This is a genomic window from Bradyrhizobium sediminis, assembly GCF_018736085.1.
GTDB lineage: Bacteria > Pseudomonadota > Alphaproteobacteria > Rhizobiales > Xanthobacteraceae > Bradyrhizobium > Bradyrhizobium sediminis.
On sequence record NZ_CP076134.1, the window covers coordinates 864,279 to 889,427 of the forward strand.

Annotated in this window: 24 protein-coding genes and 1 tRNA gene; 14 read left to right on the forward strand and 11 right to left on the reverse strand. The window is 63.5% G+C overall.

The annotated features are described in order from the left end of the window. The first annotated feature begins 45 nt into the window (after positions 1-45). From murA to KMZ29_RS04160, 9 genes are all read left to right on the forward strand, one after another. A complete protein-coding gene (murA, locus tag KMZ29_RS04120) occupies positions 46-1,335 on the forward strand; it encodes a UDP-N-acetylglucosamine 1-carboxyvinyltransferase (protein WP_215622570.1) in 1,290 nt (429 codons plus the stop codon). Positions 1,336-1,354: 19 nt separating this feature from the next. After that, entirely contained in the window at positions 1,355-1,810 is a 456-nt protein-coding gene (locus KMZ29_RS04125; RefSeq protein ID WP_215622571.1) for a DUF2948 family protein, read from the forward strand. A 190-nt stretch (positions 1,811-2,000) separates the two neighbouring features. Next, on the forward strand, positions 2,001-3,041 hold the full coding sequence (locus tag KMZ29_RS04130; RefSeq protein WP_215621526.1) for an IS110 family RNA-guided transposase: 1,041 nt from the start codon (positions 2,001-2,003) through the stop codon (positions 3,039-3,041). Positions 3,042-3,431: 390 nt separating this feature from the next. Continuing rightward, positions 3,432-4,727: a histidinol dehydrogenase gene (gene hisD / locus KMZ29_RS04135; RefSeq protein ID WP_215622572.1), complete on the forward strand. Its 1,296-nt coding sequence runs from the start codon at positions 3,432-3,434 to the stop codon at positions 4,725-4,727. After that, positions 4,724-5,218 (forward strand): UPF0262 family protein, encoded by a 495-nt coding sequence (locus KMZ29_RS04140; protein WP_215622573.1) that lies wholly within the window; start codon positions 4,724-4,726, stop codon positions 5,216-5,218. The genes hisD and KMZ29_RS04140 overlap by 4 nt, the downstream gene beginning before the upstream one ends. Positions 5,219-5,288: 70 nt before the next feature. Next, positions 5,289-5,756 (forward strand): arsenate-mycothiol transferase ArsC, encoded by a 468-nt coding sequence (locus KMZ29_RS04145; protein ID WP_215622574.1) that lies wholly within the window; start codon positions 5,289-5,291, stop codon positions 5,754-5,756. 207 nt (positions 5,757-5,963) lie between these two features. Beyond that, on the forward strand, positions 5,964-6,587 hold the full coding sequence (locus tag KMZ29_RS04150; protein WP_215622575.1) for a Maf-like protein: 624 nt from the start codon (positions 5,964-5,966) through the stop codon (positions 6,585-6,587). Further along, the gene (yacG, locus tag KMZ29_RS04155) at positions 6,577-6,771 is read left to right on the forward strand and encodes a DNA gyrase inhibitor YacG (RefSeq protein WP_215604811.1); all 195 of its coding nucleotides are present in this window, start codon (positions 6,577-6,579) and stop codon (positions 6,769-6,771) included. The genes KMZ29_RS04150 and yacG overlap by 11 nt, the downstream gene beginning before the upstream one ends. 253 nt (positions 6,772-7,024) lie before the next feature. Then, positions 7,025-7,100: transfer RNA gene (locus KMZ29_RS04160), tRNA-Phe, on the forward strand. 67 nt (positions 7,101-7,167) lie between these two features. Here KMZ29_RS04160 and KMZ29_RS04165 read toward each other — a convergent pair. Next, positions 7,168-8,313 carry a DUF2336 domain-containing protein gene (locus KMZ29_RS04165; protein ID WP_215622576.1) on the reverse strand — a complete coding sequence of 382 codons (1,146 nt, stop codon included), beginning with the start codon at positions 8,311-8,313 and terminating at the stop codon, positions 7,168-7,170. Between the two features lie 544 nt (positions 8,314-8,857). Here KMZ29_RS04165 and KMZ29_RS04170 point away from each other — a divergent pair. Further along, the gene (locus KMZ29_RS04170) at positions 8,858-9,286 is read left to right on the forward strand and encodes a Rieske (2Fe-2S) protein (protein ID WP_215622577.1); all 429 of its coding nucleotides are present in this window, start codon (positions 8,858-8,860) and stop codon (positions 9,284-9,286) included. Positions 9,287-9,399: 113 nt separating this feature from the next. Beyond that, on the forward strand, positions 9,400-9,939 hold the full coding sequence (locus tag KMZ29_RS04175; RefSeq protein WP_215622578.1) for a hypothetical protein: 540 nt from the start codon (positions 9,400-9,402) through the stop codon (positions 9,937-9,939). A gap of 198 nt (positions 9,940-10,137) precedes the next feature. On the opposite strand, the gene KMZ29_RS04180 is transcribed toward KMZ29_RS04175, so the two are convergent. The 6 genes from KMZ29_RS04180 to KMZ29_RS04205 form a co-directional block, all read right to left on the reverse strand. Then, the gene (locus tag KMZ29_RS04180) at positions 10,138-12,171 is read right to left on the reverse strand and encodes a putative bifunctional diguanylate cyclase/phosphodiesterase (protein WP_369810073.1); all 2,034 of its coding nucleotides are present in this window, start codon (positions 12,169-12,171) and stop codon (positions 10,138-10,140) included. 589 nt (positions 12,172-12,760) lie between these two features. After that, positions 12,761-13,504: a CoA transferase gene (locus KMZ29_RS04185; protein ID WP_215624133.1), complete on the reverse strand. Its 744-nt coding sequence runs from the start codon at positions 13,502-13,504 to the stop codon at positions 12,761-12,763. 5 nt (positions 13,505-13,509) lie between these two features. After that, positions 13,510-14,322, reverse strand: coding sequence for a CoA transferase subunit A (locus KMZ29_RS04190; protein ID WP_215622580.1), 813 nt, complete (start codon positions 14,320-14,322; stop codon positions 13,510-13,512). A 152-nt stretch (positions 14,323-14,474) separates the two neighbouring features. Beyond that, positions 14,475-16,361 carry a TRAP transporter large permease gene (locus tag KMZ29_RS04195; protein WP_215622581.1) on the reverse strand — a complete coding sequence of 629 codons (1,887 nt, stop codon included), beginning with the start codon at positions 16,359-16,361 and terminating at the stop codon, positions 14,475-14,477. Beyond that, positions 16,358-17,026, reverse strand: coding sequence for a TRAP transporter small permease subunit (locus KMZ29_RS04200; protein ID WP_215622582.1), 669 nt, complete (start codon positions 17,024-17,026; stop codon positions 16,358-16,360). Before KMZ29_RS04200 ends, KMZ29_RS04195 begins: the two co-directional genes overlap by 4 nt. Positions 17,027-17,138: 112 nt before the next feature. Further along, positions 17,139-18,275: a TRAP transporter substrate-binding protein gene (locus KMZ29_RS04205; protein WP_215622583.1), complete on the reverse strand. Its 1,137-nt coding sequence runs from the start codon at positions 18,273-18,275 to the stop codon at positions 17,139-17,141. 391 nt (positions 18,276-18,666) lie between these two features. Between KMZ29_RS04205 and KMZ29_RS04210 the strand changes: the two genes are divergently transcribed. Next, positions 18,667-19,125, forward strand: a complete 459-nt coding sequence (locus KMZ29_RS04210) for a thioesterase family protein (protein ID WP_215622584.1) — start codon at positions 18,667-18,669, stop codon at positions 19,123-19,125. A 123-nt stretch (positions 19,126-19,248) separates the two neighbouring features. Here the strand turns inward: KMZ29_RS04210 and KMZ29_RS04215 are convergent, their stop codons facing one another. From KMZ29_RS04215 to KMZ29_RS04230, 4 genes are all read right to left on the reverse strand, one after another. Further along, a complete protein-coding gene (locus tag KMZ29_RS04215; protein ID WP_215622585.1) occupies positions 19,249-20,124 on the reverse strand; it encodes a hypothetical protein in 876 nt (291 codons plus the stop codon). 308 nt (positions 20,125-20,432) lie between these two features. Continuing rightward, on the reverse strand, positions 20,433-21,521 hold the full coding sequence (locus tag KMZ29_RS04220; RefSeq protein ID WP_215622586.1) for a hypothetical protein: 1,089 nt from the start codon (positions 21,519-21,521) through the stop codon (positions 20,433-20,435). A 95-nt stretch (positions 21,522-21,616) separates the two neighbouring features. After that, complete coding sequence (locus tag KMZ29_RS04225; protein WP_215622587.1) at positions 21,617-22,639, reverse strand: aldo/keto reductase; 1,023 nt, start codon at positions 22,637-22,639, stop codon at positions 21,617-21,619. 141 nt (positions 22,640-22,780) lie between these two features. After that, positions 22,781-23,206: a PaaI family thioesterase gene (locus KMZ29_RS04230; protein ID WP_215622588.1), complete on the reverse strand. Its 426-nt coding sequence runs from the start codon at positions 23,204-23,206 to the stop codon at positions 22,781-22,783. Between the two features lie 79 nt (positions 23,207-23,285). On the opposite strand from KMZ29_RS04230, the gene KMZ29_RS04235 reads away from it, so the two are divergent. Both KMZ29_RS04235 and KMZ29_RS04240 read left to right on the forward strand, forming a co-directional pair. Continuing rightward, positions 23,286-23,915: an NUDIX hydrolase gene (locus KMZ29_RS04235; RefSeq protein WP_215622589.1), complete on the forward strand. Its 630-nt coding sequence runs from the start codon at positions 23,286-23,288 to the stop codon at positions 23,913-23,915. 253 nt (positions 23,916-24,168) lie between these two features. After that, positions 24,169-25,146 (forward strand): Bug family tripartite tricarboxylate transporter substrate binding protein, encoded by a 978-nt coding sequence (locus KMZ29_RS04240; RefSeq protein ID WP_215622590.1) that lies wholly within the window; start codon positions 24,169-24,171, stop codon positions 25,144-25,146. Positions 25,147-25,149: the final 3 nt, after the last annotated feature.

Below are 25,149 nucleotides of genomic sequence, written 5' to 3' on the forward strand. Positions count from 1 at the left end.
CTCATTCGCCCTATACTTTATGCATAGCAAAAATCGGGGCGGGCTATGGATCGCATTCGCATTGTCGGCGGCAGCAAGCTCAATGGCACGATTCCGATTTCGGGCGCAAAGAATGCCGCATTGCCGTTGATGATCGCGGGGCTTTTGACCGAGGAGACGCTGATCCTCGACAACGTGCCGCGGTTGGCCGACGTCGCCCAACTGCAGCGCATTCTCGGCAATCACGGCGTCGACATCACCTCGGTGGGCAAGCGGCCCGGCGACCATGCATACCAGGGCCAGACCCTGCATATTTCGGCGGCCAACATCATCGACACGACAGCGCCTTACGAGCTGGTGTCAAAGATGCGCGCCAGCTTCTGGGTGATCGCGCCGCTCTTGGCGCGGATGCATGAGGCCAAGGTGTCGCTGCCCGGCGGCTGCGCCATCGGCACCCGGCCGGTCGATCTGTTGATCATGGCGCTGCAGAAGCTCGGCGCCGAGATCGCCATCGACGGCGGCTATGTGATCGCGAAGGCGCCCGGCGGCCTGACGGGTGCTGCAATCGACTTTCCCAAGGTGACGGTGAGTGGCACCCATGTCGCTGTCATGGCGGCGACATTGGCAAGAGGCACCACGGTCATCACCAACGCCGCCTGCGAGCCGGAAATCCTCGATGTCGCCGATTGCCTGAACGCCATGGGCGCGCGCGTCTCCGGCGCCGGCACGCCGCGCATCGTGATCGAAGGCGTGGCGAAACTGCACGGCGCGCGGCATACCGTGCTGCCCGACCGGATCGAGACCGGCACCTATGCGATCGCGGTGGCGATGACCGGCGGCGACGTGCAGCTGGCCGGCGCGCGGCCGGAGCTGTTGCAGTCGGCGCTCGACGTGCTGACCCAGGCCGGCGCCGTCGTCACCCCCAACAATGAAGGCATCCGCGTGGTCAGAAACGGCGCCGGCCTCCAGCCGGTGACGGTGTCGACGGCGCCGTTCCCCGGCTTTCCGACCGACCTGCAGGCGCAGCTGATGGCGCTGATGGCCTGTGCCGGGGGGGCCTCGCAGATCACCGAGACGATTTTCGAAAACCGTTTCATGCATGTGCAGGAACTGGCCCGGTTCGGCGCGCGGATTTCGTTGGACGGCGAAATCGCCACCATCGACGGCATTGCCAGGCTGCGCGGCGCGCCTGTCATGGCGACCGACCTGCGGGCGTCGGTGTCGCTGGTCATCGCAGGACTGGCCGCCGAAGGCGAAACCATGGTCAACCGCGTCTATCATCTCGACCGCGGCTTCGAGCGGCTCGAGGAAAAGCTCTCGGCCTGCGGCGCTTCGATCGAGCGCATCAGCGATTGAGTTGTTTGAGGTGCAATCGGTGACAGCCCAGCTCAAAATGATCGCGCTCGATGCCGACGACCTCGCCGTCATTTCCGCGCATGTGCAGGATGCCCGCGTGCAGGCCGCCGACATCATCTGGCGGCAGGGCGAAAAGCGTCTGGTGATCGGCATGAACCGGCTGGACTGGGAGCAGACGCTGGCGGGCGAGACCTCGCCGCGCCGCCTGATCGCGGCGCTGCGCTTCGACCGGGTATTGGCCTGCAGGTCGCGCAATATCGATCTGCAGGCGCCGCAAGCGCCCCTCGAGCTGCTCGGCATCGAGTTTCATCCCGGCGAAGCCCCAGGCGGCAGCGCGGTCCTTTTGTTCAGTCAGGGCGGGGCGCTGCGGCTCGACGTCGAATGCCTCGAATGCGAGCTCACCGACCTCGGCGCCGACGATTCCGGAGCAGGCGGTCTCGGCGAAGGCGCCGCGCCGTCGGGGCAGGGGGCGTGAGCACGCGACACGCATCCATCGTCGTCCCGGCGAACGCCGGGACCCATAGCCACTCATGCCAGCCGTTAATGGGATTGCCGCCCCGGTTCGTCGCCCCACAGACGCTGGTGGCTGATGGGGTGGACGGCCCCCTACGGCATCAGTTGTGCCAGAATGAGGTTGTTGCAAATCTCAGACAAAGGAGCCGTCCGTGGAACAGATTATCCGAATTGGCATGGATACGTCGAAGCATATTTTCCAGCTGCATGGGGTTGATGCGACCGAACGGCCGGTGTTGCGCAGGCGGCTCGGCCGGGCGCAAATGGTGGCATTTTTTACCAAGCAGCCGCCGACCGTGATCGGGATCGAGGCCTGCGGTGCGGCGCATTATTGGGCGCGCGAGCTTGGCAAGCTCGGCCACGAGGTGAAGCTGATCGCGCCGCAACACGTGAAGCCTTACGTCAGGCGGAACAAGAACGACGGGCGAGATGCCGAGGGGCTGTGTGAAGCGATGGGCCGACCGACGATGCGGTTTGTGCCAGTGAAGACGGCCGAGCAGCAGGCAGCTTTGATGCTGGCAGGTCTCCGCGAGCAGATGGTCGCCCGTCGCACCCAGCTCAGCAATATGATCCGGGGCTATGCGGCAGAGTTCGGCCTTGCGGTGGCCAAGGGCCTCGACAAGATCGAACCGCTTTTAGCTGGCATCGCGCAAGATGACAGCGTGCCGGCGCTGGCGCGCGAGTCGTTTGCGGTCCAGGGCCGCGAGTACGCGCAGTTGCAGGGAGAGTTGAAGGCAATCGAAGCCAGGCTGAGGGCCTGGCACCGCGGCAATGCCGATAGCCGGCGCTTGGCGAAGATTCCAGGAGTCGGGCCGATCGGCGCCACGGCGCTGGTGATGAAGACGCCTGATCCGCGTGCCTTCTCCTCGGGCCGGCATTTTGCGGCCTGGCTCGGACTGACCCCGAAAGACCACTCCACTGCCGGCAAAACCCGGCTCGGCAAGATCACCCGTGCCGGCGATGAGAGGTTGCGCAGCGTGCTGGTGGCAGGAGCGACCGCCGTGATTCAGCAGGCGAAGTACGGCCGTGGCCATCCATCGCCCTGGCTGATCGCTTTGCTCAAGCGCAAGCCGCCAAAACTCGCGGCGGTGGCGCTCGCCAACAAGATTGCCCGCATCGCCTGGAAACTGATGGTTACGGGGGATAATTACGACGGCGCGCGGATGTCTGAGGCATCGGCGTCAGCCGCCTAAGAGATCAGCCGGTAAGTTCGTCTTATCGGCTGAGCCGGAGCTGCAAGAGGAGCAGATGGTAGGATCGATCGATCCGAGGTGCGAGACAATCCGTGGGACCCATTGGCCCAAGACAGGTCGTGTGGTTGTTTGGAACTCGCGTCGCGGAAGCCATCTTGGCCAGCGGTCCAAGCGACCGCACCAACAGGCCGGACATATGGATGCAAGCGATCCGATCAGACCTCAAAAAACTCTTGTGGCACGGGGGCCGTCCACATATGGGTCCCGGCTCGCGCTTCGCTTGGCCGGGACGACGAAGATTTTGCTACCAAGCAAAGGGTTGACGGCGATTGGCCGTCGCGCCATTGAGCAACGGGCCTGTCAATAACGCCCCCGCCGGAAAGCCGTCCCATGCCCATTCGTCTCGACCGAAACAGCGCCGATTTCGCCAGGCAATTCGCGGGCTTCCTTGGCGCCAAGCGCGAGGTATCGGCCGATATCGAGGCCGCGACCCGCGCCATCGTTGACGACGTGGCCGCGCGCGGCGACACGGCGCTGGTCGAGGCGACGCGCAAGTTCGACCGGCTCGAGCTGGACGCCTCCGGCCTGCGGGTGACACCAGGCGAAATCGACGCGGCGATCAAGGCCTGCGACGCCGGGACGCTGGAGGCGCTCGCCTTCGCCGGCGACCGCATCGAGCTGTTTCACCGCCGGCAATTGCCCAAGGACGAGCGCTTCACCGATGCGCTCGGCGTCGAACTCGGCTGGCGCTGGAGCGCCATCGACGCGGTCGGGCTCTACGTGCCGGGCGGCACCGCGGCCTATCCGTCCTCGGTGCTGATGAATGCGGTGCCGGCCAGGGTCGCAGGCGTCGCCCGCGTGGTGATGGTGGTGCCGTCGCCGGACGGCAAGCTCGACCCGCTGGTGCTGGCGGCGGCCCATCTCGGCGGCGTCTCCGAAATCTACCGCGTCGGCGGCGCGCAGGCGGTGGCCGCGCTCGCTTACGGCACCGCGACCATCGCGCCGGTGGCGAAGATCGTCGGCCCCGGCAACGCCTATGTCGCCGCCGCCAAGCGGCTGGTGTTCGGCAAGGTCGGCATCGACATGATCGCCGGCCCTTCCGAAGTCCTCATCATCGCCGATGAGTCAGGCAATGCCGGCTGGATCGCGGCCGATCTGCTGGCGCAGGCCGAGCACGACGTCAACGCGCAGTCGATCCTGATCACCGATTCGAAGGCGCTGGCCGATGACGTCGGGCGCGCGGTCGAATCGCAACTCGCAACGCTGCCGCGGGCCGATATTGCGCGGGCCTCCTGGGACCAGTTCGGCGCCATTATCCTGGTGAAAAGCCTCGAGCAAGCCGTGCCGCTGGCGAACGCCATCGCCGCCGAGCACCTGGAGATCATGACATCGGATCCGGAGGCGCTGTCGGCGCAAATCCGCAATGCCGGCGCGATCTTCCTCGGGCCCCACACCCCCGAGGCGATCGGCGATTATGTCGGCGGCTCCAACCATGTGCTGCCGACCGCGCGTTCGGCGCGGTTCTCGTCCGGCCTCGGCGTACTTGACTTCATGAAGCGAACGTCGATCCTGAAATGCGGGCCGGACCAGCTGCGGGCGCTGGGACCGGCGGCGATGACGCTGGGCAAGGCCGAAGGCCTCGATGCCCATGCGCGCTCGGTGGGATTGCGCCTCAATCTGTCATGACCAGACCGCCGCCAGACGAGGATTCAAACAATCGCATCGTCGCGGTGACGCTCGATGAGGAATCGATCGGGCGTTCCGGTCCCGATGTCGAGCACGAGCGCGCGATTGCGATCTACGACCTGATCGAAAAGAACCTGTTCGCGCCGGAAGGCGCGGGCGGCGGGCCGTTTACGCTGCATATCGGCATCACCGGCAACCGGCTGATGTTCGACATCCGCCGCGAGGACGGCACGCCCGTGGTGGCGCATCTGTTGTCGCTGACGCCGTTCCGGCGCATCGTGAAGGACTACTTCATGATCTGCGACAGCTATTACCAGGCGATCCGCACCGCGACGCCGGACAAGATCGAGGCCATCGACATGGGCCGCCGCGGCATTCACGACGAAGGCTCGCGCACCCTGCAGGAGCGCTTGAATGGCAAGGTGCGGATCGATTTCGAAACCGCCCGCCGGCTGTTTACGCTGATCACCGTTTTGCACTGGAAGGGATAGGGCATGATCCCGAAAAGTGGGTACCGGTCTTTCGAAGAGGTCATGCCCAAAATAAAAGAAACTTAAGCGCGTGGAGGCGCCTTCGCGCGTGCGCACTCCGCAGGCCGTGCTGTTCGCATGCGGCCTCAACAGCGTGCGTTCGCCGATGGCCGCCAGCCTGTTGCAGCAGATGTTTCCGCAGGCGCTTTACGTCAGATCCGCCGGCGTCCGGAAAGGCGAACTCGATCCGTTCGCGGTCGCCGTGATGGCGGAACTGGGCCAGGACATTTCCGGCCACAAGCCGATGACGTTCGAGGAACTCGACGACTGGGAAGGGCTCAATTTCGACCTCATCATCACGCTGTCGCCGGAAGCCCATCACAAGGCGCTGGAACTGACCCGCACGATGGCGGCCGACGTCGAATACTGGCCGACCTCGGATCCGACCGGCGCCGAGGGCAATCGCGAGCAGAAACTGCAGGCCTATCGCGAGGTCTGCGACACCCTGCTGTTGCGCATCCGCAAGCGGTTTTCCAGGGCCGGCGCGGCGAGCGAGTGATTGTCGGATAGCGAATGTCGAACGGGAACATTTGTCATTCCGGGATGGTCCGAAGGACCAGACCCGGAATCTCGAGATTCCGGGTTCGCGTCTTTGACGCGCCCCGGAATGACGTCATTTCGAACCGCCTTAGCCGGTTGTCTCACCGGACACCTTCCGATAGGTTCCGCGCGCATCCTCCCCGCCCTCCCGCCGACGAAAATCCGCATGCTAGGCCGCCCCAAACTCGTTCTTGCTTCCGGTTCGCCGCGACGGCTCGCTCTGCTCAACCAGGCCGGCATCGAGCCCGATGCGCTGCGCCCGGCCGACATCGACGAGACCCCGAAACGCGGCGAGCTGCCGCGCGCCTGCGCCAATCGGCTGGCCCGCGCCAAGGCCGACGCCGCGCTCAAATCGGTGCAGCTCGACGACGAATTGCGCGGCGCCTTCATCATCGCCGCCGACACCGTGGTCGCGGTCGGCCGCCGCATCCTGCCCAAGGCCAACCTGGTCGACGAGGCCTCGCAATGCCTGCGGCTGTTGTCGGGGCGCAATCACCACGTCTACACCGCGATCTGCCTGGTGACGCCGAAGGAGAGCTTTCGCCAGCGCCTGATCGAAACCCGCGTGCGCTTCAAGCGCCTGTCCGAGGATGATATCCAGGCCTATATCGGCTCCGGCGAATGGCGCGGCAAGGCCGGCGGCTACGCCGTGCAGGGCATCGCCGGATCGTTCGTGGTCAAGATGGTCGGCTCCTACACCAACGTCGTCGGCCTGCCGCTGTACGAGACGGTGACGCTGCTCGGCGGCGAGGGTTTCCCGATCCGATTCGGCTGGCTGAATGCCGTCTGAGCCACCCAAAGGGGCCGCCCCCGGCAAGGCGGGCGCCAGGAAGTGCCCGATCTGCGGCAAGCCGGCCACGGACGCCTCCAAGCCGTTCTGTTCCGAGCGCTGCCGGGACGTCGACCTGAACCGCTGGCTGTCCGGCTCCTACGTCGTTCCGGGCAAGCCGGAAGCCGACGAGGACGCCGAATAGTCAAATATCGAAAACAACCCCATGCAAAGTAAGGGTGGTGCCGGCAGGAGACTTGCTGGAACGGCCGGCAGCGCATTTGCCGTCACTTTCGTTCCGTCGAGGTGACCAGAGGCAAAATAAGCCCGATTTCCCAGCAGTTTGACTGATGATACGAAGCCGGGCCGCGCCCGGCGTAGCCGAAGGCGAAGCCGGGTGGACAGGGCCGCCCGGCCTGACTATAAACCGGCGCTCCCGGGCCTCGGCTCGCGGCAGTGCCCAGGTAGCTCAGTTGGTAGAGCATGCGACTGAAAATCGCAGTGTCGGTGGTTCGATCCCGCCCCTGGGCACCATTTCCTGCACGCTCCTTCCGCCCGCGGGCGGTTTGAGACGGCCGCTGCGCCGGCGGTGCCCACGAATCTATCCCATGACAGCTGCTGCGTTCGCGGACGCCCTCGGGACGACGGGCGGGCTCGCGATGCTGCGCCCGTTGCGACGCTCATGATGGAATTCAAGCACGCGTTTTGCCGTCCGGGTCTCGAGCCGCTCGAAGTCTTCGCGCACCCGGGCAAGATCCTTTTCAGACATCCTGCGGTCCGCCGCCGTCATCAGCAAGAGAGCCTTGACCGTAGCCCAGGAGCAGCCGGCGGCTTTTGCGATGACCTGCACCACGCCGGGGTTTTCATTGAGGATCGCCCGTTCAGCCATCTCGATAGGACAGCAGGCGAGAACCGACAGCGCCATTGCCGCTTGTTCGAAGTTTTGCGCGCGCGCGGCCGCATGAACATTGCCTTCGCCGAGTTCATGCCAGTTCTGCAGCCGCTTTACCCTCGACCTGGCTCTGGCGTGATCCGGCGACCTGTTGCGAATCTCCAGATTGATGTCGTCGATCACCTCTGTCACCGCGTCCTGCACGGCATCGGCAAATTGCGGGTTTGCCGCCAGCATCCTGGCGCGGACTGAAGCAGAGGCGGTTTCAAGAAGCTTCAGGAAGTGATGCCTTGGAATGTCATGTCGCATTCCAACCTGCAGCGCGAGCTGGGAATCATCGCCGGCCCGTGCGACGAGCTCGCGAAAGCTGCCATCCGAAAAGCGGGCGCCGGCGTTCTTCGCAACCGTATGGACCACGATGGGCTCGCCGCGCTCGATCAGTATTTCGGTGATCACTTCGCTGATCGTTCGACGATGCGCGATGGCCTGAAGATGACCCTGGCCCTGGGTACGGGCGTTGGCGACGAGGTCGCAGTCGCTGAGTGCCGTCGACTGGCTGAGAACCGGAGCCGCCACAGCGACGGCTTCGTCGAAGGCAAACGCGCGAACCAGCGTCGCCGGCGCATCCGGGATGGTTGCGATGTGGCGTGCGAGCCTGACCCGGGTCTCCAGCTCGATGACCGCAACAAGGGCTTTGAATACCTCGTCAAACAGCTCGATCTGCTTCTTCGAATGACGACCGGACCCGGCGACGAATAGATTGGCGATGCGCGTGAGTGCCCTTAACTGCCTCTTCGTCAGTCCGGAGACCGTTGTGTCCTGAATTTCATTAATCAGAGAGGAGAACATTGTCATGGCTATCGTCTCGTCAGACTTCTTCGCGGTTGAGGGGGGAGACAGGAGGATCACAATCACATGCTAGCGTCCGAGCATGAAAATAACTGGTCTCAGTTCCCTCGTAGATAATTCAAATTGTTGCGACTTCGAAAACGCCTTCTGCCCGTAGCCTCGCCTGCGCTGGAAGTGTCTAGGTCGCCCGGCCGGCAGAGCATGCGGCTGAAAATAGCAGTGTCGGTGGTTCGATCCCGTTCCCTGGCGGGTTTTGGCCGGAAGGCGACAAGCCGCCGCTGACATTGCGGGTAAGGGTAAACTGGAACACGGCCGGCGCCCCTTCAACGAAGCGCAAATCCAATTTCGTCGACACCCGATTGTGCTTCTTGCGCGGCGTCAGGCGGCAATCCAGTCTTGGAGCTGCCCGCGGCGACGGGCGGCGGCCGCTGCCGCTGTTGGATTGTCCAGGATACGACAATTCCCGGTAGCACGGATCTTGCAGTATCTGGAATTGTATCGGCTTCCACACTTCGGGAGCGCCTTACGTTGTTCGAAAGAGGTGCGGCAGATGGACGAGCTGTTTGCGATATGCTCGACCTACGAGGTCGATGATGGCGGTGCGCGAGGCTTCGTGCTGGCGCGGCCGGACGAGACCGGGACCAGCAAGCCCTGGCCGATCCTCGTCACCCGCAAGGCCAATAATTTCTACGGCTTCGAAAATGCCTGCCCGCATCAGGGCTCGCGACTGGATACGGTCCCGGGGGAATTCCTCGATGAGGACGGCAATTTCATCACCTGCGGAAAACATCATGCCCAGTTCGATCTCGACACCGGCCGCTGCTTCATCGGCCCCTGTCAGGGAAAGACACTGACGCTGATCAAGCTGGTGATCGATGACGGCGACGTGTGCCTGACCGGTGTCGAACTGGCCGAAGAGGACGGGCTCGACATCGCCGAGCCGGACGAGATGCCGGAGGTCATGATCACGGGCGATTGATCCGGGCCGGACCGACCGATCCCGGCGCCGCGGCCAAGCCGGTTCTGATCCGCCGATGCGAAAGACGGCCGATATCACACGACCCGCTTCCATCTCCAACAAGGACCATGATCATGACAGCCATTGCCGACACGCCCTTCGCCAAGCTCGACGGCGAAGGCCGGCTTCTGAAGCCGATCTTGAATGCCGATACTCATGTTGCCGGCCGGTTCGGCTATCGCGGCGAAATTTCCTATGACGGTCCGGAGACCCTCCTGAAGGAAGTGTTCTCGATATCCGAAAGCGGTAAGCCGGCTATCGGCTTCCTGGCCGGATCGATCAAGGAATACGAAACCCTGCCCAAGCTGGTTGAGACTCTCGGGACGGCGCTCAATGGCGACGGCAAATACTTCATCTATATTGCCGATCTGCCGCGGGGAAACCGGTTCCATATCCGGTTTGGCGACGTCAACATCCTCGCCATCTCCATCGACGAAACGACCGTCTACAATGAATTGATCGACACTTTCTATGTCGACAAGGTCAAGCTCAAGAAGTTCGATACCTCCGCCAAGCTCGATGCGCTGGCCGATGTCGGCCTGCAATATTCCTCTCCGTCGGATTATGCCGAGATTTCCTACGAAGACGGATTGAAGCGGAAAAATGCCGCGTGACGCCGGCGAAGCGTCTCAGGCGTGGCCGGGTCTGCGTTGTGGACGTGCACCACGGTCACATGCGGAATGTTGCGATCAAACCGGCGCTCCCGGGCCGTGGCTCGCGGCAGTGCCCAGGTAGCTCGCCATCGGGGTTCTATGGCATGAGGCCATCTCGCGACGGACGTTATCCCTTCGGACAATCCCCCTCCAGGCCGGTCACGCGGCGGAAGTCGTCAATTCCCGGCATACGCTCGAGGCGGGGTAGTCAGCCGCCATGTCGATCAGGATATCCGACAGGATAAGGGCCGCGGCATCGACCCGCGGCATGGGTCTACCGAACAGATAGCCCTGATAATAGTCGCAGTTCAAATTGCGGAAGAAATTCGCCTGCTCCGGCGTTTCGATGCCTTCGACCGTGACTTTCATGTTCAGATTTCGTCCCAATTTCACGATCATGTTGAGAACGGGGACGTTTGCATTTTCAGTGCCGAGGACGCCGGCGACAAATGACTTGTCGATCTTGAATTTGTCGAACGGAAGCTTCGAAAGATTCCCGAGGCTGGAATGACCGGTGCCGAAATCATCCATCACGATCGTCGCCCCGACCCGTTTGAGTTCGGCAAGCTGTTCCACGACCGACTCGTTTGCCTCCAGCAACAAGCCCTCCGTTATCTCGAGCTCCAGCCTGCCGGCCTCCAGACCGCTCTCGACAATAGCGTCACGGACGATCACCCCGATCGGGACGGCGCCAAAGAACTGCGCGGGCGACAGGTTGACTGCAATCGTTAGATGCGCGGGCCAGGTCGCGGCGACGTGGCATGCGTGGTGAACAACCCAGGCGCCGATCTGGTTGATGACGCCGATTTCTTCCGCCAAGGGCACGAAGTCAGTGGGCGAAATGAATCCGCCTTCTCCGTCCGGCAGTCGCAAGAGCGCTTCAAAGCCGGCGAGTCTCGAGTTGTTGTCGACCAGCGGCTGGAAGAACATCTCGAATTCACAGGCATCGATCGCTTGTCGGATTCGAAGTTCGATTTGCCGTTTCTGGTTCAGTTCATGGCGCATGGACGGCGAAAACAGCACATAGCGCCGGCGTCCGTCATCCTTTGCCCGGTAGAGCGCAATGTCGGCATTTTCAAGTAGCTGGCTCGGCGACGAACTGTCGGTAGCGACATGAGCCGTTCCGACGCTCGCGGAAATCGTCAGTAGATTGCGCTGAAGCTGGAATGGTATGGCCATTGACGCAACAATTCGCGCCGCCATCGAATTGACGTCCGCCGGCTTACGAACCTGCATCTGGGCCAGAGCGAACTCATCGCCCCCGAGCCGGCACAGAATGTCCCCACCGCTCAGCAAAGTCCGCAACCGCTTGGCTGCCGCACAGATCAATTCATCGCCGACCTTGTGCCCAAGCCTGTCATTGATTTCCTTGAAGCGGTCGAGATCGATGTAGTGGAGTGCAACGAGGCGCTGCCCGTCTTTGGTGGCGAAGGCCTTGCCAAGTTCCGAAAGGAACGCGTTGCGATTCAGCGTCCCGGTCATGGTGTCGTGGTGGGCCAGGTATTGAAGGCGCCGCACCGCTTGCAACTTTTCCTGATTATAGCGTCTGAACAGCGCCGTACCCGCAAACAAAATGGCGATGACGATCAGGGTCGGAAAGGCTATCGCCAGCGTGATCATCCTGCCTTTTTCCTCCGCCGAGGCAAGATATGGCTCAATGACCTTGGTCACTTCCATCACGGCGCGGACATCCCCCAATTTCCAGTTCTTCTTCGGGGAGTCTGCCTGCGTATTGTGACACGACACGCATGTATCGCTTGCCATGCGATCCGACACGGCGACGCGCAGCACGCGCCTTCCGTTATGTACTTCCTCCCTCGAGAAGACCGCCGAGGGATCCGCCTGAAACGCCTGCCAGGCGTTTCGCTGAAAATCGTCCATGACGCGTCCGGCGCGATGGGGCCAGGGATAAGGACTCACTAGCGAGAGCGTGGTATCCTTCTCGCGCAGCAGTTCCGAAATGTCCTGAACGAAGGTTGCCGGCAGCGGTATGGCGTTTGGATCGGAGCGTGGTCGTGACTCGGCGCCAGCGCGTGGGAGGCCAGCGCCTTCGCCACCACCTGGCGGGTGTAGTAGCCTCGCGTGATCTTGATCTGATCGGCAATCTCGATGTTTCCGCGATAGGCCGACTCGATTGCTGCCGACTTCATCGCCTGGGGAAGAAAAAAGCACATGGCCGCCAGGCCGGAACACAGCACGGCCGCGACAGAGGCAGCGATAACAAGCTCGAGACGAACGCTGTTTCGCCAGTATGAGAGTATTTTTCGCCCCAACATCTTTGTCCCACCCGTCTGAGTCGGGGCGAACCTAATGTCCTGCACTTAAATGCCGGGTAAGAAAAACGGTTAAGGCGAGGTTTGCGGCTATGCCTGCCAGGTGCGCCCGGGGAAAGTGACGGAGCCCGAATTCGCAGGCAGTGACAAAAGGCCCGCCATCGAGTGAGCGTTCGCATGGCCTTGCGCCGGAATGAGTCGTGAATCTCCCGGCCCGTATAAATACGGGATTGGTCGCGTGTGGTTCTTTACCGTTGCGCTTTGAGGCGGATGCTTACAAGCTCAGGACGTCAGGAACGCCCCCGATGTCTTCTTTGCGGAGGAGAGCTTGGTCTCGAATCCGTGCCGGCTCGGTAACTCACACTGAGAGAGCGGTTCGACTGCCTTGCAAGTTCGGAAGTGGACCGGCCCGAAAAGGTCTGGATGCGGGCGTAGTAGAAAATTCATCATTCGCCTTCCGTCCGATTCTTCCACCGAACATCTCGCATCCAGCGATCGCGACTCCCGGACTACGCCGCTTCCATCATCGCGCGCGCGAAGGCGGGGTAGGTCTCGGACAGCTCGCCCATGATTCGTCCCCGCAGCAGCGCCAGTGTTTCGGCATCGGGAGCGGCGGTGGTGGGAACGATCTGCGGCTCGCGGTAGTCGAAGCCGGTATTGGCGCGGATGTCGGCAGGCGAATAACCCGGATGCACCGAGCGCAGGGAAAAGCCGCCGCGGGCGCGGTCGAAATCGAATAACGCCATGTTGGTGAGGAGCGCGTGCGGCCCGCCGCGGCGCGCCACTTCAGGCGTCGAGGCCGCCGCGCTGACGAAGTCGACCGCGGGGACGAAGACGCGCCGCGAGTGTTCCTCGCGGAACAGGATGACGCGTGGGATCAGGTGATAGAGATAGGCCGAGCCGAACGATCCCGGCCATCGCACGCCGGTTTTCGGGTACTCGCCGGTGCCGACCAGGTTGATGTTGCCGCTTCCGTCGATCTGTCCGCCGCCGAGGAAGAAGGCGTCGACGCGGCCCTGCGCCGCGCAGTCGAACAACTCCACGCCGCCGTTGGTGAAGAAATTATGCTGTTGCGATCCCAGGATCGAAATCCGGACCGGCGGCTTGCCGTCACGCTCGTTGCGCGCGCGCAGCAGCATGGCGCCGGCAGCCGGAATCGGCGACGAGGCGCCGACCGCGACGTGGCGGATACCGTCGAGCAGATCGGCGATGGTGGCAATCAGGATTTCCCGGCGTTCGCGCTCGTTTGCCATGGCGGTCACGCCACCTGCCTGCGGCGGCCGAGGAAACCGGAGAGATAGGCGCGAAAGCCTTCCTCGGTCCGCGCCATCGCGGCGTAGCGCGCGACTTCCGCGTCGTCGCCGGGATATTCGTCCCACAGCGGCAGCGGCCAGGCGCCGCGCTCGGCGACCGCAATCCGGTCGACATAAAGCGAGGGCAGCACGCCCGCGGCCGAGTCTTCCGTTGCCAATAGACTGCGGTCGACGATGCGCTCCACCGTGACCAAGGTCCGTTTGGCGGCATAGGCCATCGCCGCCAGTTCGCGGTGGCGGCCGATCCGGATATTGCCGGCGCGATCGGCCTCGGGAGCGTGAAACAGCGCGATGTCGGGCGCAATGGCCGGCACCACCACGACCTTGCCGGCCTCGCCGACGGGGCTGTCGATCACCTTCCAGTCCGGCCGCACCCGCAGCAGATCGCTGCCGACGATGCCGGCGATCGGCATGAAGGGCACGCCTTTCTGGGCGGCCAGCAGGCCGGCAAAGATCGCGGGGCAGGTCGAATCGCGCAAGCTGAACGCGCCGTCGCGGACGGCGGCGCCGAACCGCGGTGCGGCGCCGGCCTCGCCCAGCGAAACCGCGCTGGTCTCCAGCGCGCCCACCATCCCGGCGCCGATCAGCAGATCGGCCTGCATGCCGCTGATCGGCACGCAGACGATACGGAGGTCCGTGGTGCCGGCCTCGATCAGCGCTGCGGTCGCCGCCATCGACACGCCCTCGACGGGGATCGCGATCGACTGGCCCGGTCTGACGAGTTCGGCCAGCGCTTCGAGCGAAACGATCTCTGCCATGGGAGGTTCCTTGGGCTGTTCCTCAGCTGTCTGCGTTTTCCGTCATGATATCCATTTCCGGTTCATGCGAAAGCCGCACGCGGCGAGGGGCGGCGATGCGGCGATCGCATCGCTTGCCGCCTTTCGGGATATGCGAGTGCCGAGGCGTCCGCTCAACCGCCGTACAGATAATTCGGCAGCCACAGCGTCAGGCCCGGCCAGATGTACATGAAGATCATGCAGACGATGACGATCAGCATGTAGGGCATCATGCCGGCGAAGATCTGGTTGAGGGTGACGTGCTTCGGCGCCACGCCCTTCAGGTAGAACGCCGACATCGCCACCGGCGGCGACAGGAACGCCGCCTGCAGGTTCACGAACACCAAGACGCCCCACAGGATCGGGTCGATGTTGAAGTGCTTCAGCATCGGCAGGAAGATCGGCACGAAGATCACGATGATCTCGGTCCATTCCAGCGGCCATCCCAGGATGAAGATGATCGCCTGCGACAGGATCATGAACTGGACCGGCGTCATGTTGAGCGACAGCACCCAGGTCTCCAGGAGCGCCTGGCCGCCGAGGATCGCAAACACCGCGGAGAACAGCGCCGAGCCCACGAACAGCCAGCACACCATCGAGGTGGTCTTGGCGGTGAGGAACACCGCTTCCTTGGTGCGCTTCCAGTCCAGCGTGCGGGCCTGGAACGCGAGCAGGAAGGCGCCGGCGGCGCCGACCGCGGCGGATTCCGTCGCCGTGGTGATGCCGAGCAGGATTACCGCCAGCACGATCACCGTCAAAATGCCGAGCGGCATCACCGAGGAGATCAACAACCGCAGCACCTCGAACTGTTCGGCCTCCATGATCCAGTAGTAATAGAGCAATAGCAGGCCGAAGATGCCGCAGATGAACGCGAAGTAGATGTAGAACTCCGGCGCTGGCCCGGCCTCCGAGGGCGCGGCCGTGATCTTGCCGCGGAGTTCGGCGCTGCCCATCTGCTGCAGCGCTTCCGGCTCCTCCTTGGTCGCGGCTCCGGCTTTGTGGCCGGCGCCGAGTTCCTCGAGCTTTTCTTCCGCAGGCTGCGTGCTCGCGCCGGCGCCGAGCTGCTGGGGCGCGGTTTCCAGGCGCTGCTGGGTGGTCGCCGCGACCGGCGTCGGGAGGTCCGGCTGCTGGTGGATCACGACATACCACCATGCCGCCCCCAGCGTGGCCAGCGTCAGCACCAGCGGGATCAGCGCGTAGCCGAGATTTTTCAGCAGCATCGGGTAGCCGATGCGGGCGCCGTCGGCGGTGATGCTCATGGCCCTGGCCGGCGACAGCACGGCGGCGAACAGCGCCGGCAGCATCTTGCGCGAATAGGCCTGCTGCAACTCGGCGACCCATGGCCGGACCGGAACCCGGGTCTCGCTCTCGGGCAGCTTTGGCGCGATCTTCGGGTTCAGCAGCGCCCAGCCGATGACGTAGACGAGATAGAGGAGCGCCAGGAAGAAGCCCGGAAACATCGCCGCGGCGTAGAGCTTGACCACCGACTGCCCGGCGACCGCGGCATAGACGATGATCATCACCGAGGGCGGAATCAGGATTCCGAGCGTGCCGCCGGCGGTGATGACGCCGGCAGCGAGCCTCACGTCATATCCGGCCTTCAGCATCGGATTGAAGGCGATCACGCCCATCAGCACCACGACGGCGCCGACCAGGCCCGAGGCGATGCCCCAGAAGGTGCAGACGATCAGGGTCGCGACCGCGAGCGAAGCCGGCACGCGACGGAAGGCGAGCTGGATCGAATAGAACATCTTGTCGACCAGCGCGCCGCGCTCCATGACGTAGCCCATCAGCACGAACAGCGGAATCGAGATCAGGACGTCGTTGGTCATCGCGCCGTAGGTGCGCTGGACCATCAGGTCGAAGATATGATTGTCGGCCCAGGCCTCGCCGCCGCGGTAATAGGCGAAGAAGCCGAAGAACATGCCAAGGCCCATCAGCGTGAACGCGGTCGGGAAACCCATCACGATGACGACCACGATTAAGCCGAGCATCAGGAGCCCGAGTGCCGGATCGCTCATTTCAAAAGGTCTCCGCCCATGCCGCGCTGCCGCGCGCTCTCCTCAATGTCCTGCGCGTGCTCGATCGCGGCCCTGCGCGTCTCCTCATCGACATGTTCGGAGAGCGCCAGCTGCTCCTCGACCACGTCGATTTCGCTGACGTCCTTGAGCCGGCTCGGCCACACCCCGGTCTTCAGGCAGACGATGCTGCGCACGATTTCGGCCGCGCCCTGCAGCAGCAAGAGCGCCCCCGCCAGGGGAATCATGAATTTGAAATGGTAGACCGGCGGTCCTTCCGCGGTGACGTTGGAATGCTCGTTGATCCGCCATGAGTCCGAGGCGTAGTCCCAGCCGGCGTATAGCAGCGCCGCGATGCCGGGCAGGAAGAACACGATGTAGAGCACGAGATCGAGCCCGGCCTGGGTGCGCGGCCGCATCGAACTGTAGAGAAAGTCGCCGCGGACATGGGCGTTCTGCGCCAGTGTGTAGGCGCCGCCGATCATGAACAGGGTGCCGTACAGCATGTTGGAGGCGTCGAAGATCCACGCCGTCGGCATATTGAGAATATAGCGCTTGAAGACCTCGGCGCAAACCAGGGCCATCAGCCCGACGATCAGCCAGGCCGCGGCCTTGCCGGTCCAGGTGCTGATGCCGTCGATCGTGTGCAGGAAGCGCTGCGCGTTCATGGGATGTCTTGCCGCAGGTTCGAGTGTTTTCGGTACCGTCATCATGACAATACAACGCATCACCCGGGCATTGGCTAGCCCGGATGACGCGTCGCCGGTACGGACTATACCGTCAGGTCTTCTTCTTGGCGTTCGGCCCGAAGTAGTGGTTGTAGGCCATACGGCGGTTCACCACCGTATCCTGCTCCCACTGGGTCGCACGCTTGGCGAACGCCAGCTGGGAGGCGACGATTTCCTTGAACAGCGGATTTTCCGCCGACTTCTTCTCCACGACCGCGTCGTAGATCTCCAGCTGCTTCTGCAGGATCGCGTCCGGCGTCTTGTAGAATTTGACCTTATCCTTGGTCTGCAGTTCCTCGTAGTCCTTGGAATAGCGATCGATCGCCTTCCAGGCCATGTCCTGACCAGCCGCCTCGGTGGCGTTGGCGATGATCGCTTTCATCTTTTCGGGCAGGGCGTCGTATTTGGTCTTGTTGAACATGATCTCGAACTGCTCGGCGTTCTGGTGGTAGCTCTGCAGCATGCAGACCTTGGAAACGTCCGCGAAGCCGAGAATGCGGTCCGAGGTGGCGTTGTTGAACTCGGCGGCATCGAGCAGGCCGCGGTCCATCGCCGAGACGATTTCGCCGCCGGGCAACGCGTTCACCGCGGCGCCCATGCCGGTGAACACGTCGATCGAGATGCCGACCGTGCGGAACTTGACGCCCTTGAGGTCGTCCGCCTTGGTGACCGGTTTCTTGAACCAGCCGAGCGGCTGGGTCGGCATCGGCCCGTAGGGAAACGAGACGACGTTGGCGCCGATCGAGGCGTACAGCTTCGCGAGCAGTTCCTTGCCGCCGCCATATTTGTGCCAGGCGAGCAGCATGTTGGCGTCCATCGCATAGCCCGGGCCGGAGCCCCACAGCGCCAGCGCGGTCTGCTTGCCGTAGTGATAGACCAGCACGCCGTGGCCGCCGTCGAGGGTGCCCTTCGACACCGCGTCGAGCAGGCCGAAAGCGGGCACGACCGCGCCTGCGGGAAGCACCTCGATCTTGAGGTCGCCGCCGGTCATGTCGTTGACCTTCTTGGCGTAGTCCAGCGCGTATTCGTGGAAGATGTCCTTGGCCGGCCAGGTGCTCTGCCAGCGCATGCTGATCGGGCCCTGCGCGCTGACAATGGTTGGCGCCGTGACCGTTGCGGCGGCGCCCGCGGCGGCCGTTTTCAGAAAGCGGCGGCGGCTGGAAGTGGTGTCCTTCTTGGAGGTCGTCATGGTTTTCTCCCCGTTTTGACGGCGATCCCGGAAGGATACGCCCTTTATTTATTGGCAGCGAGACAAAGACTTACGCGGGGGTTTGGCAAGAAGGTTCGAAACGATGCGACGCTTCGACGCGGCCCACGGTCAGTAGTTGACAACCCATCTCTGAATTTATTCCCGCTGTTGCGCACTTTAGTTGCCGGCCGGCAAAAATCAATCGAGCCCTGGATTACCTTTTGGTTCGACGCCGCTGCTTATTGCGCCGCACGCGTTGATCTTGCGAAGCAGTCGCAGCAAGTGCTGCAGCACCCCGGTGCCGTCGCGCCATTCGGCTGGTGCGCCGGCGGGGAATCAGCGCTATCTCGGGCGTCGGAGGCCGAAGGGGTCTTCGGTCGGGATGATCGAGATGGGCAGCCGGCGGGAAGTCGAGAGCATCGAGGCGGTGATCCACCGCATGTTCGAGGAGATGATCCCGTTCAACCGCGTGATCGGTCTTAGGATCGATTCACTCGACCCCAAGGCGCCGCGGCTGCGGTTCGACATGCGGCCGGAGCTGGTCGGCAACCCGGTGCGCCAGATCCTGCATGGCGGTGTCATCTCGGCGACCCTGGACGTGGTCGGCGGCCTCGCCATTGCGCTGGCCTCGATCGCCGAAAAGGGCGTCGCGGCGACGGCGAAGCAGTTTCCCAATGTCGGCACCATCGACCTGCGCGTCGATTACCTGCGGCCGGGGCGCGGCCAGTATTTCGTCGCCACCGGCCGTGTCGTCAGGCTCGGCGGCCGCGTCGCGGTGGTGCACATGGAACTCGTCAACGACGCCGAAGAGCAGATCGCGACCGGCTCGGCGGCCTACATCATCGGCTGACCCCGGCGCTCGCCGGGCTGCGCCCGATCATTTCAGCGGGTAGCCGAAGATCGATCGGGCGCCGGGCCGGCGGCGCCTCGCGAAGCAGGGCTCGATCCCGTGCCAGGGCGGAATCGGCCGGCGTCACTTCATCGCGATCTTTCCCGTAGCCACGTTCAGGATCGATCCGTCCTGAAGATTGATCCGGTAGATTTCCCGCAAGACGTTTCCGGCAAATCCCAATTCCACGATCGAAACGCTCTTCAACGATGTGGCAATTCCATTGGGCAGGATCTGGTTGAACTCGGCGGCCGTCTGATTCCAGTACTTCTGCAACTCCGGGGTAAACTTCGCATTGCTGTAAACCAGCGTGTTATGCGGATTGTACGACCGCAGTTCCTTGCCATCCTTGATGACGTTGACGCCGCTGACGCCGACGGTTTTCACCAGCTCTTTTGCTGCATCGCTCATGTTGGCGTAGACCGGCCCGGTGCAGCGCGGCAGCGGGCCGTCACGCAGCGGGGTCAGTGCGGCGGTAGCCGCGGTGTTGAATGCCATCATGTTCTCGAAGCTCTCGCCTTCCTTGACGATACCAAGGTCGAGCCACCATGGCTGACCGGCGCCCTTGGCGGCTTCCGTGGTATAGAAATTCTTCAGGGTGACATTGAGAACCGGCGGCAGCTTCGGCAGCGCTTTGAGCATTTTTTCCGGCGTGGCCGGGTCTGCACTGTGGATATGCACCACTGTCACATGCGGGATGTTGTGATTCTGCGCTTCGGTGTCGAGTTTCGCGTTCAGAAGTTTTTCCCGCAGCAGGCCCTTGACCGTCGCGTCGAGGGTCTCGTTCACTTCCTTCGGGAGGGTGTAGACGAGGCCGAAGGTTCGCTGATGCGGACGAAAGGCGGCGCCCGAAAGCGCGCTGTTGTCGATCGCGACGTCCGCCGATGCCACGGGCGAAAACAGCGCCGATGCTCCTGCAACAAGCGCTGCTGCAATATGATTGGTCAGTCTCGAGGCCATGCCGCTTTCCTTATTGTCAGCGATAGGAAAATTCGATCGAGATCGCTCGTGTCCGCGTCGGGAGGTGCGATCGTCACGCTGCAAACTATGCATCCGGAATGTGACAGCTGTGTTGCGGATGCGGGCCCGTTGCGCTCGGTCGGGAGAACGGAAAAATCCGGCGATGCCGGAAAGAAGACCTGCGATGGTGCGTAACCCAGGCATAGCCCGGGATTGCGCGTGGAATCGCTTTCCATGAGAGGAGCACTATAGCGCTCCATGGCGGGGCTCGCCGGGGATATTGTTATTCAGGCGATGCGGCCCTTGCCTTACGGGCCGACGGCCACCAGAGCGGCCTTTCTGAAATCCTTGTTCTTCTCTTCGCGCAGCGGGTTCCTGGCTTCTGCAATCCGCAAATTCGCAACCACCGAGAACAGCACGAAGCCGCCCTTCTTGCGCGGCAGTACGAAATACTCGGAGATGCTGGCGTGCTCGGAATCCTCGCACGAGGACATGCCCCTGAATACCACGTCGCTGTCGACCAGTTCGCTGTTGCGGGCCGATGCGAACTTGCCCTTGCAGGCTCGCGCATCGTTGGCGACAACGCCAGAGGCCACGTCGAGGCCCTTCACGCCCGCTTGCGCCGGAATGATTCTCACAAAGCCGATCGCGTCGTCCGACCGCCAGGCTGCGCCGTTGTTGACCAGCGTGGCCGGCGTTTCCGCCCGGCTGAGCACGCGCGGGTTATTGAGCGAGGCCTTCAGGATGAAGTTGGACGCAAACTCCATGGCCTCGAGCTGAAGCTCGGGCGTGGACGGACCCGAGGCGGGCGTGAGGCTGCCGCCGGTTTGCGGTGGAGCGGCGCGGGCCGCTGCGGCCGGCGCCCGCTGCGGCAGGACGAAATCCTTGGCGCCGGCGATACCGTCGCGGTTCACGGTCACGACACAGTTGACCAGTGCCGGAAGCAGGATGCTGGTCTTGTCGAGATTGAACTGGAACAGGTTGCCCTCGGCGAACGCGCTCATCGTCGTCGAAGCCCTGAATTGCTTGATCAGATCGGACGTGTCGGGCATGTCGACGCTGACGGCATGGGTGGAAATAACCCGGCCGTCGACGTTGAACGGGGCGCGGCCATCGAAGGTGAGAACGATGGGGAAGGTCGAGCCCGGTTTGAGCGACCAGTTGCTGTGTGAAAAACCGAGGTTCCAGGTGACGTTGGCGCTCACCATTACGATGACGGTGATGCCGCTCTTGTAGGGCGCCGATGCGACGCATCCGCTGAACGCGCCGGTCTGGTCGTTGGTGAATGCCCCGCCGCTCCAGTTGCCGATCTTGACGGAGCCGTAGGGTCCACGCGCCGGGACCGATGACGACGAAAGCACCAACAGTGCGATTGCGCCGAAAGCCTTGAGAAACATCCACCTGCCCCTGCCGTTCCGGAAGATATTGATTCCGCAACCTTCGCGTGCAGGCAAGGGCTATTTCGGGCATTTTCTCAGCATATCTGGTGCACTCAGCCCGGCGTCGCTCCCGTCCGCGCCCGCCGCCCCTCGATCGGATAGGCCGGATCGTTGAACCCCGGCGTCGAGGGATGGCCGCTCGTGACCAGCCGGTCGATCAGCGCCTCGTCCTCGGCGGTGAAGCGATAGTCGAGCGCGCGGATGTAATCGTCCCATTGCTCCTCGGTGCGGGGACCGGCGATCACGGCGCTGACGAAGGACGAGTTCAGCACCCATGACACCGCGAATTGTCCGGCGGTGATGCCTCTCGCTTCGGCATGCCGTTTGATTTCCTGCGCCAGCTGCAGCGATTCCGGCCGCCATTCGGTCTGCATCATGCGCTTGTCGTTGCGCCCCGCGCGGGTGTCCTTGCCGGGCGCGGCATTGGGCGCGTATTTGCCGGTCAGCACGCCGCGCGCCAGCGGGCTGTAGGGCACGATGCCGAGGCCGTAATAATGGCAGGCCGGGAAATGCTCGACCTCGGGCATGCGGTTCATCGCGTTGTAATAGGGCTGGCTGACCACCGGGCGGTCGATGCCGAGATCGTCGCAGATGTTGCAGATCTCGGCGACCCGCCAGGCGCGATAATTCGAGAGGCCGAAATAGCGCACCTTGCCCTGCCGGATCAGCTCGCCGATCGCGCGCACGGTCTCTTGCAGCGGTGTCGAATGGTCTTCCTTGTGCAGGTAATAGATGTCGATGTAGTCGGTGCCGAGCCGCTGCAGGCTTTCGTCCGCCGCCTGCAGCACCCAGCGCCGCGACAGCCCGCCGCGGTTGGGATCGTCGCCCATGGAATTGGCGAGCTTGGTCGCGAGGATCCAGTTGTGCCGGCTGTTGGAAATGGCGCGGCCGACCACCTGCTCCGAACCGCCCTTCGAATAGGCGTCCGCGGTATCGATGAAGTTGACGCCGGCCTCGCGCGCTTTCGCCACGATCCGCACCGAGGTGGCCTCGTCGGTCGGGCCGCCGAACATCATGGTGCCCAGGCAGATCGGCGAAATCTTCAGGCCGCTGCGGCCGAGAGGGCGGTATTGCATGGGGTACTTCCTCTGAGTGTCATTCCGGGTCTGGTCCTTCGGACCATCCCGGAATGACGGAGCCTGTTAGTTGCTTCGCGGAATTTATCATCGGGCGCGCATTCGCGCGACCCGTTGGCTCGCAATGACGAAAACCCAACCCTACGTCTCGTTCTTCAATATCTTAAACACGCCGCTGGCCATGGCGATACAGCGTTTGTCGACCGTCACCTCGGTGGTGATGAAGATCAAACTGCGGGTGGAGCGCACCACATGCGGCTTCGATATCAGGATCTCGCCGATCTTGCCGGCCTCGACGAAATGGGTGTCGAGCTGCACGGTGGCGAGCGTCGGCTTGCCGGAGACGTAGCGTGCCGTCATGCCGCAGGTGCGGTCGGCGAACGTCATGATCACCCCGCCCTGCACCAGGCCGCGGCGGTTGTGGTGCTTGTCCTGCGTGGCGAGCGCGTATTCGTGCCCGCCGTCGACCACGCGCTGCCACAGCGGTCCGATCAGATGCAGGAAGCCGGAGGTTTCGACGACGGTCCAGCCGTCCGATTTGAGTTTTGCGGCTGTCTTGTCAGTCATGTCGTTCCGTCCGGTCTCTGCGGGCATTCATGTCTTGCAGGTCATTTCATCAAACGCGGACGTGTTGTAGTCAAGCTGGATGAGCAGGCCATTCGACGATGCCACAAGGCGGAATATCGCAGAGCGCTGCGCGGCGTTCGTGCGCTTGCCGGAGGCCGAGCCCGTGCCGGCGCTGAAGCGGGCTGCGGTCGCCGTCGCGCTCACCGGCGCCGATGCGTCCGGCGGAACGGCTGTTCTGTTGACCCTGCGCGCCTCGGGCCTGCGCGCCCACAGCAATCAATGGGCGCTGCCGGGCGGACGTTGCGACGCGGGCGAGACGCCGGCGGAGGCTGCGCTGCGCGAGCTGCACGAGGAGCTCGGCCTTGAACTCGGCGCCGGCGACGTGCTCGGCCTATTAGACGATTATCCGACCCGGTCCGGCTATCTCATTACGCCGGTCGTGGTGTGGGCGGCGTCCGGCGCGGCGATCTCGCCGAACCCCGATGAGGTCGCTTCGGTGCATCGCATTGCGCTGGCCGATATCGAGCACCAAGACGCCTTCAGCTTCACCACGATTCCGGAGAGCACGCGGCGCGTGATCCGGTTTCACCACGAAGGCGACTTCATCCACGCGCCGACGGCGGCCTTGATCTACCAGTTCCGCGAAGTGCTGGCAGGGCGGGACACCCGCGTCGCCGAGCTGGAACAGCCGGTGTTCGCCTGGAAGTGACTTCGTCATTCCGGGGCGATGCGAAGCATCGAACCCGGAATCTCGAGATTCCGGGTCTGGTGCTAACGCACCATCCCGGAATGACGAAGAGTGGATTGCTTCGTCGCGGAGCCTGTCATCGGGCGCGCATTTGCGCGACCCGTTGGCTCCTCGCAATGACGGCGGAGAGTGTGTGCAAGCCGGGTTGCGAACATCGGTTCTTTCGGCGACGATGCGGCCAACAACAAGAATAGTCCCGGGGAGTTCGCTCAACATGTCGATCTGGAACAAATCGCTTTGCGCCGCCGCTGCGTTCGGCCTGGCTGCGACTTTCAACCTTGCCCACGCCCAGACTTTTCCGAACCGCGTCATCACGCTGGTGATCCCGTTTGCGCCCGGCGGCTCGACGTCGATCGTCGGCCGCGTGATCGCCGACAAGATGAGCGAAATCCTCGGCGAAAAGGTCGTGGTCGATAACCGCCCCGGCGCCGGCGGCACCGTCGGCACCAAGGCAGTGGCCAAGAGCGATCCCGACGGCTACACGATTGCACTGGGATATACCGGCACGCTGGCGATCGGACCGTCGCTGTACAAGAACGCGGGCTACGATCCGCGCAAGGATTTCGCGCCGATCGGCCTGATCGGCAACGCGCCCAATTCGCTGGTGGTGCATCCCTCGTTTCCCGCGAAGTCGGTCGCCGAGCTGATCGCCTATGCCAAGGCCAATCCCGGCAAGGTCAATTTCGGCTCCGCCGGCGCCGGCACGGTCAGCCACATCACCGGCGAATATTTCGCCGCCTCCGCCGGAATCAAGCTGATCCACATCCCCTACAAGGGAACCGGTCCGGCGCTGACCGACCTGTTGGGCGGACATATCCCGATGGCGTTCGCGCCGATCCCGGCCTCGCACGCCAACATCTCGGCGGGAAAGTTGCGGGCGCTGGCGGTGACCAGCGCGACGCGCTCCAGCCTGCTGCCGGAGGTGCCGACCATTGCCGAATCCGGCCTGCCCGGGTTCGACGCGTCGCTGTATTACGGCCTGGTGGCGCCGGCCGGCACGCCGCGGCCCGTGATCGACAAGCTCAATGCGGCCCTGCAGGCCGCGCTCGCCTCCGCCGACGTGAAGAAGCAATTGGGGCTGGACGGCACCGAGATCACGCCGGGCACGCCGGAAGACTATGCGGCCTTCATCGACAAGGACGAAAAGAAGTGGGCCGGCCTCGTCAAGGCCAGCGGCGTCGCGCAGGAGTGAGGC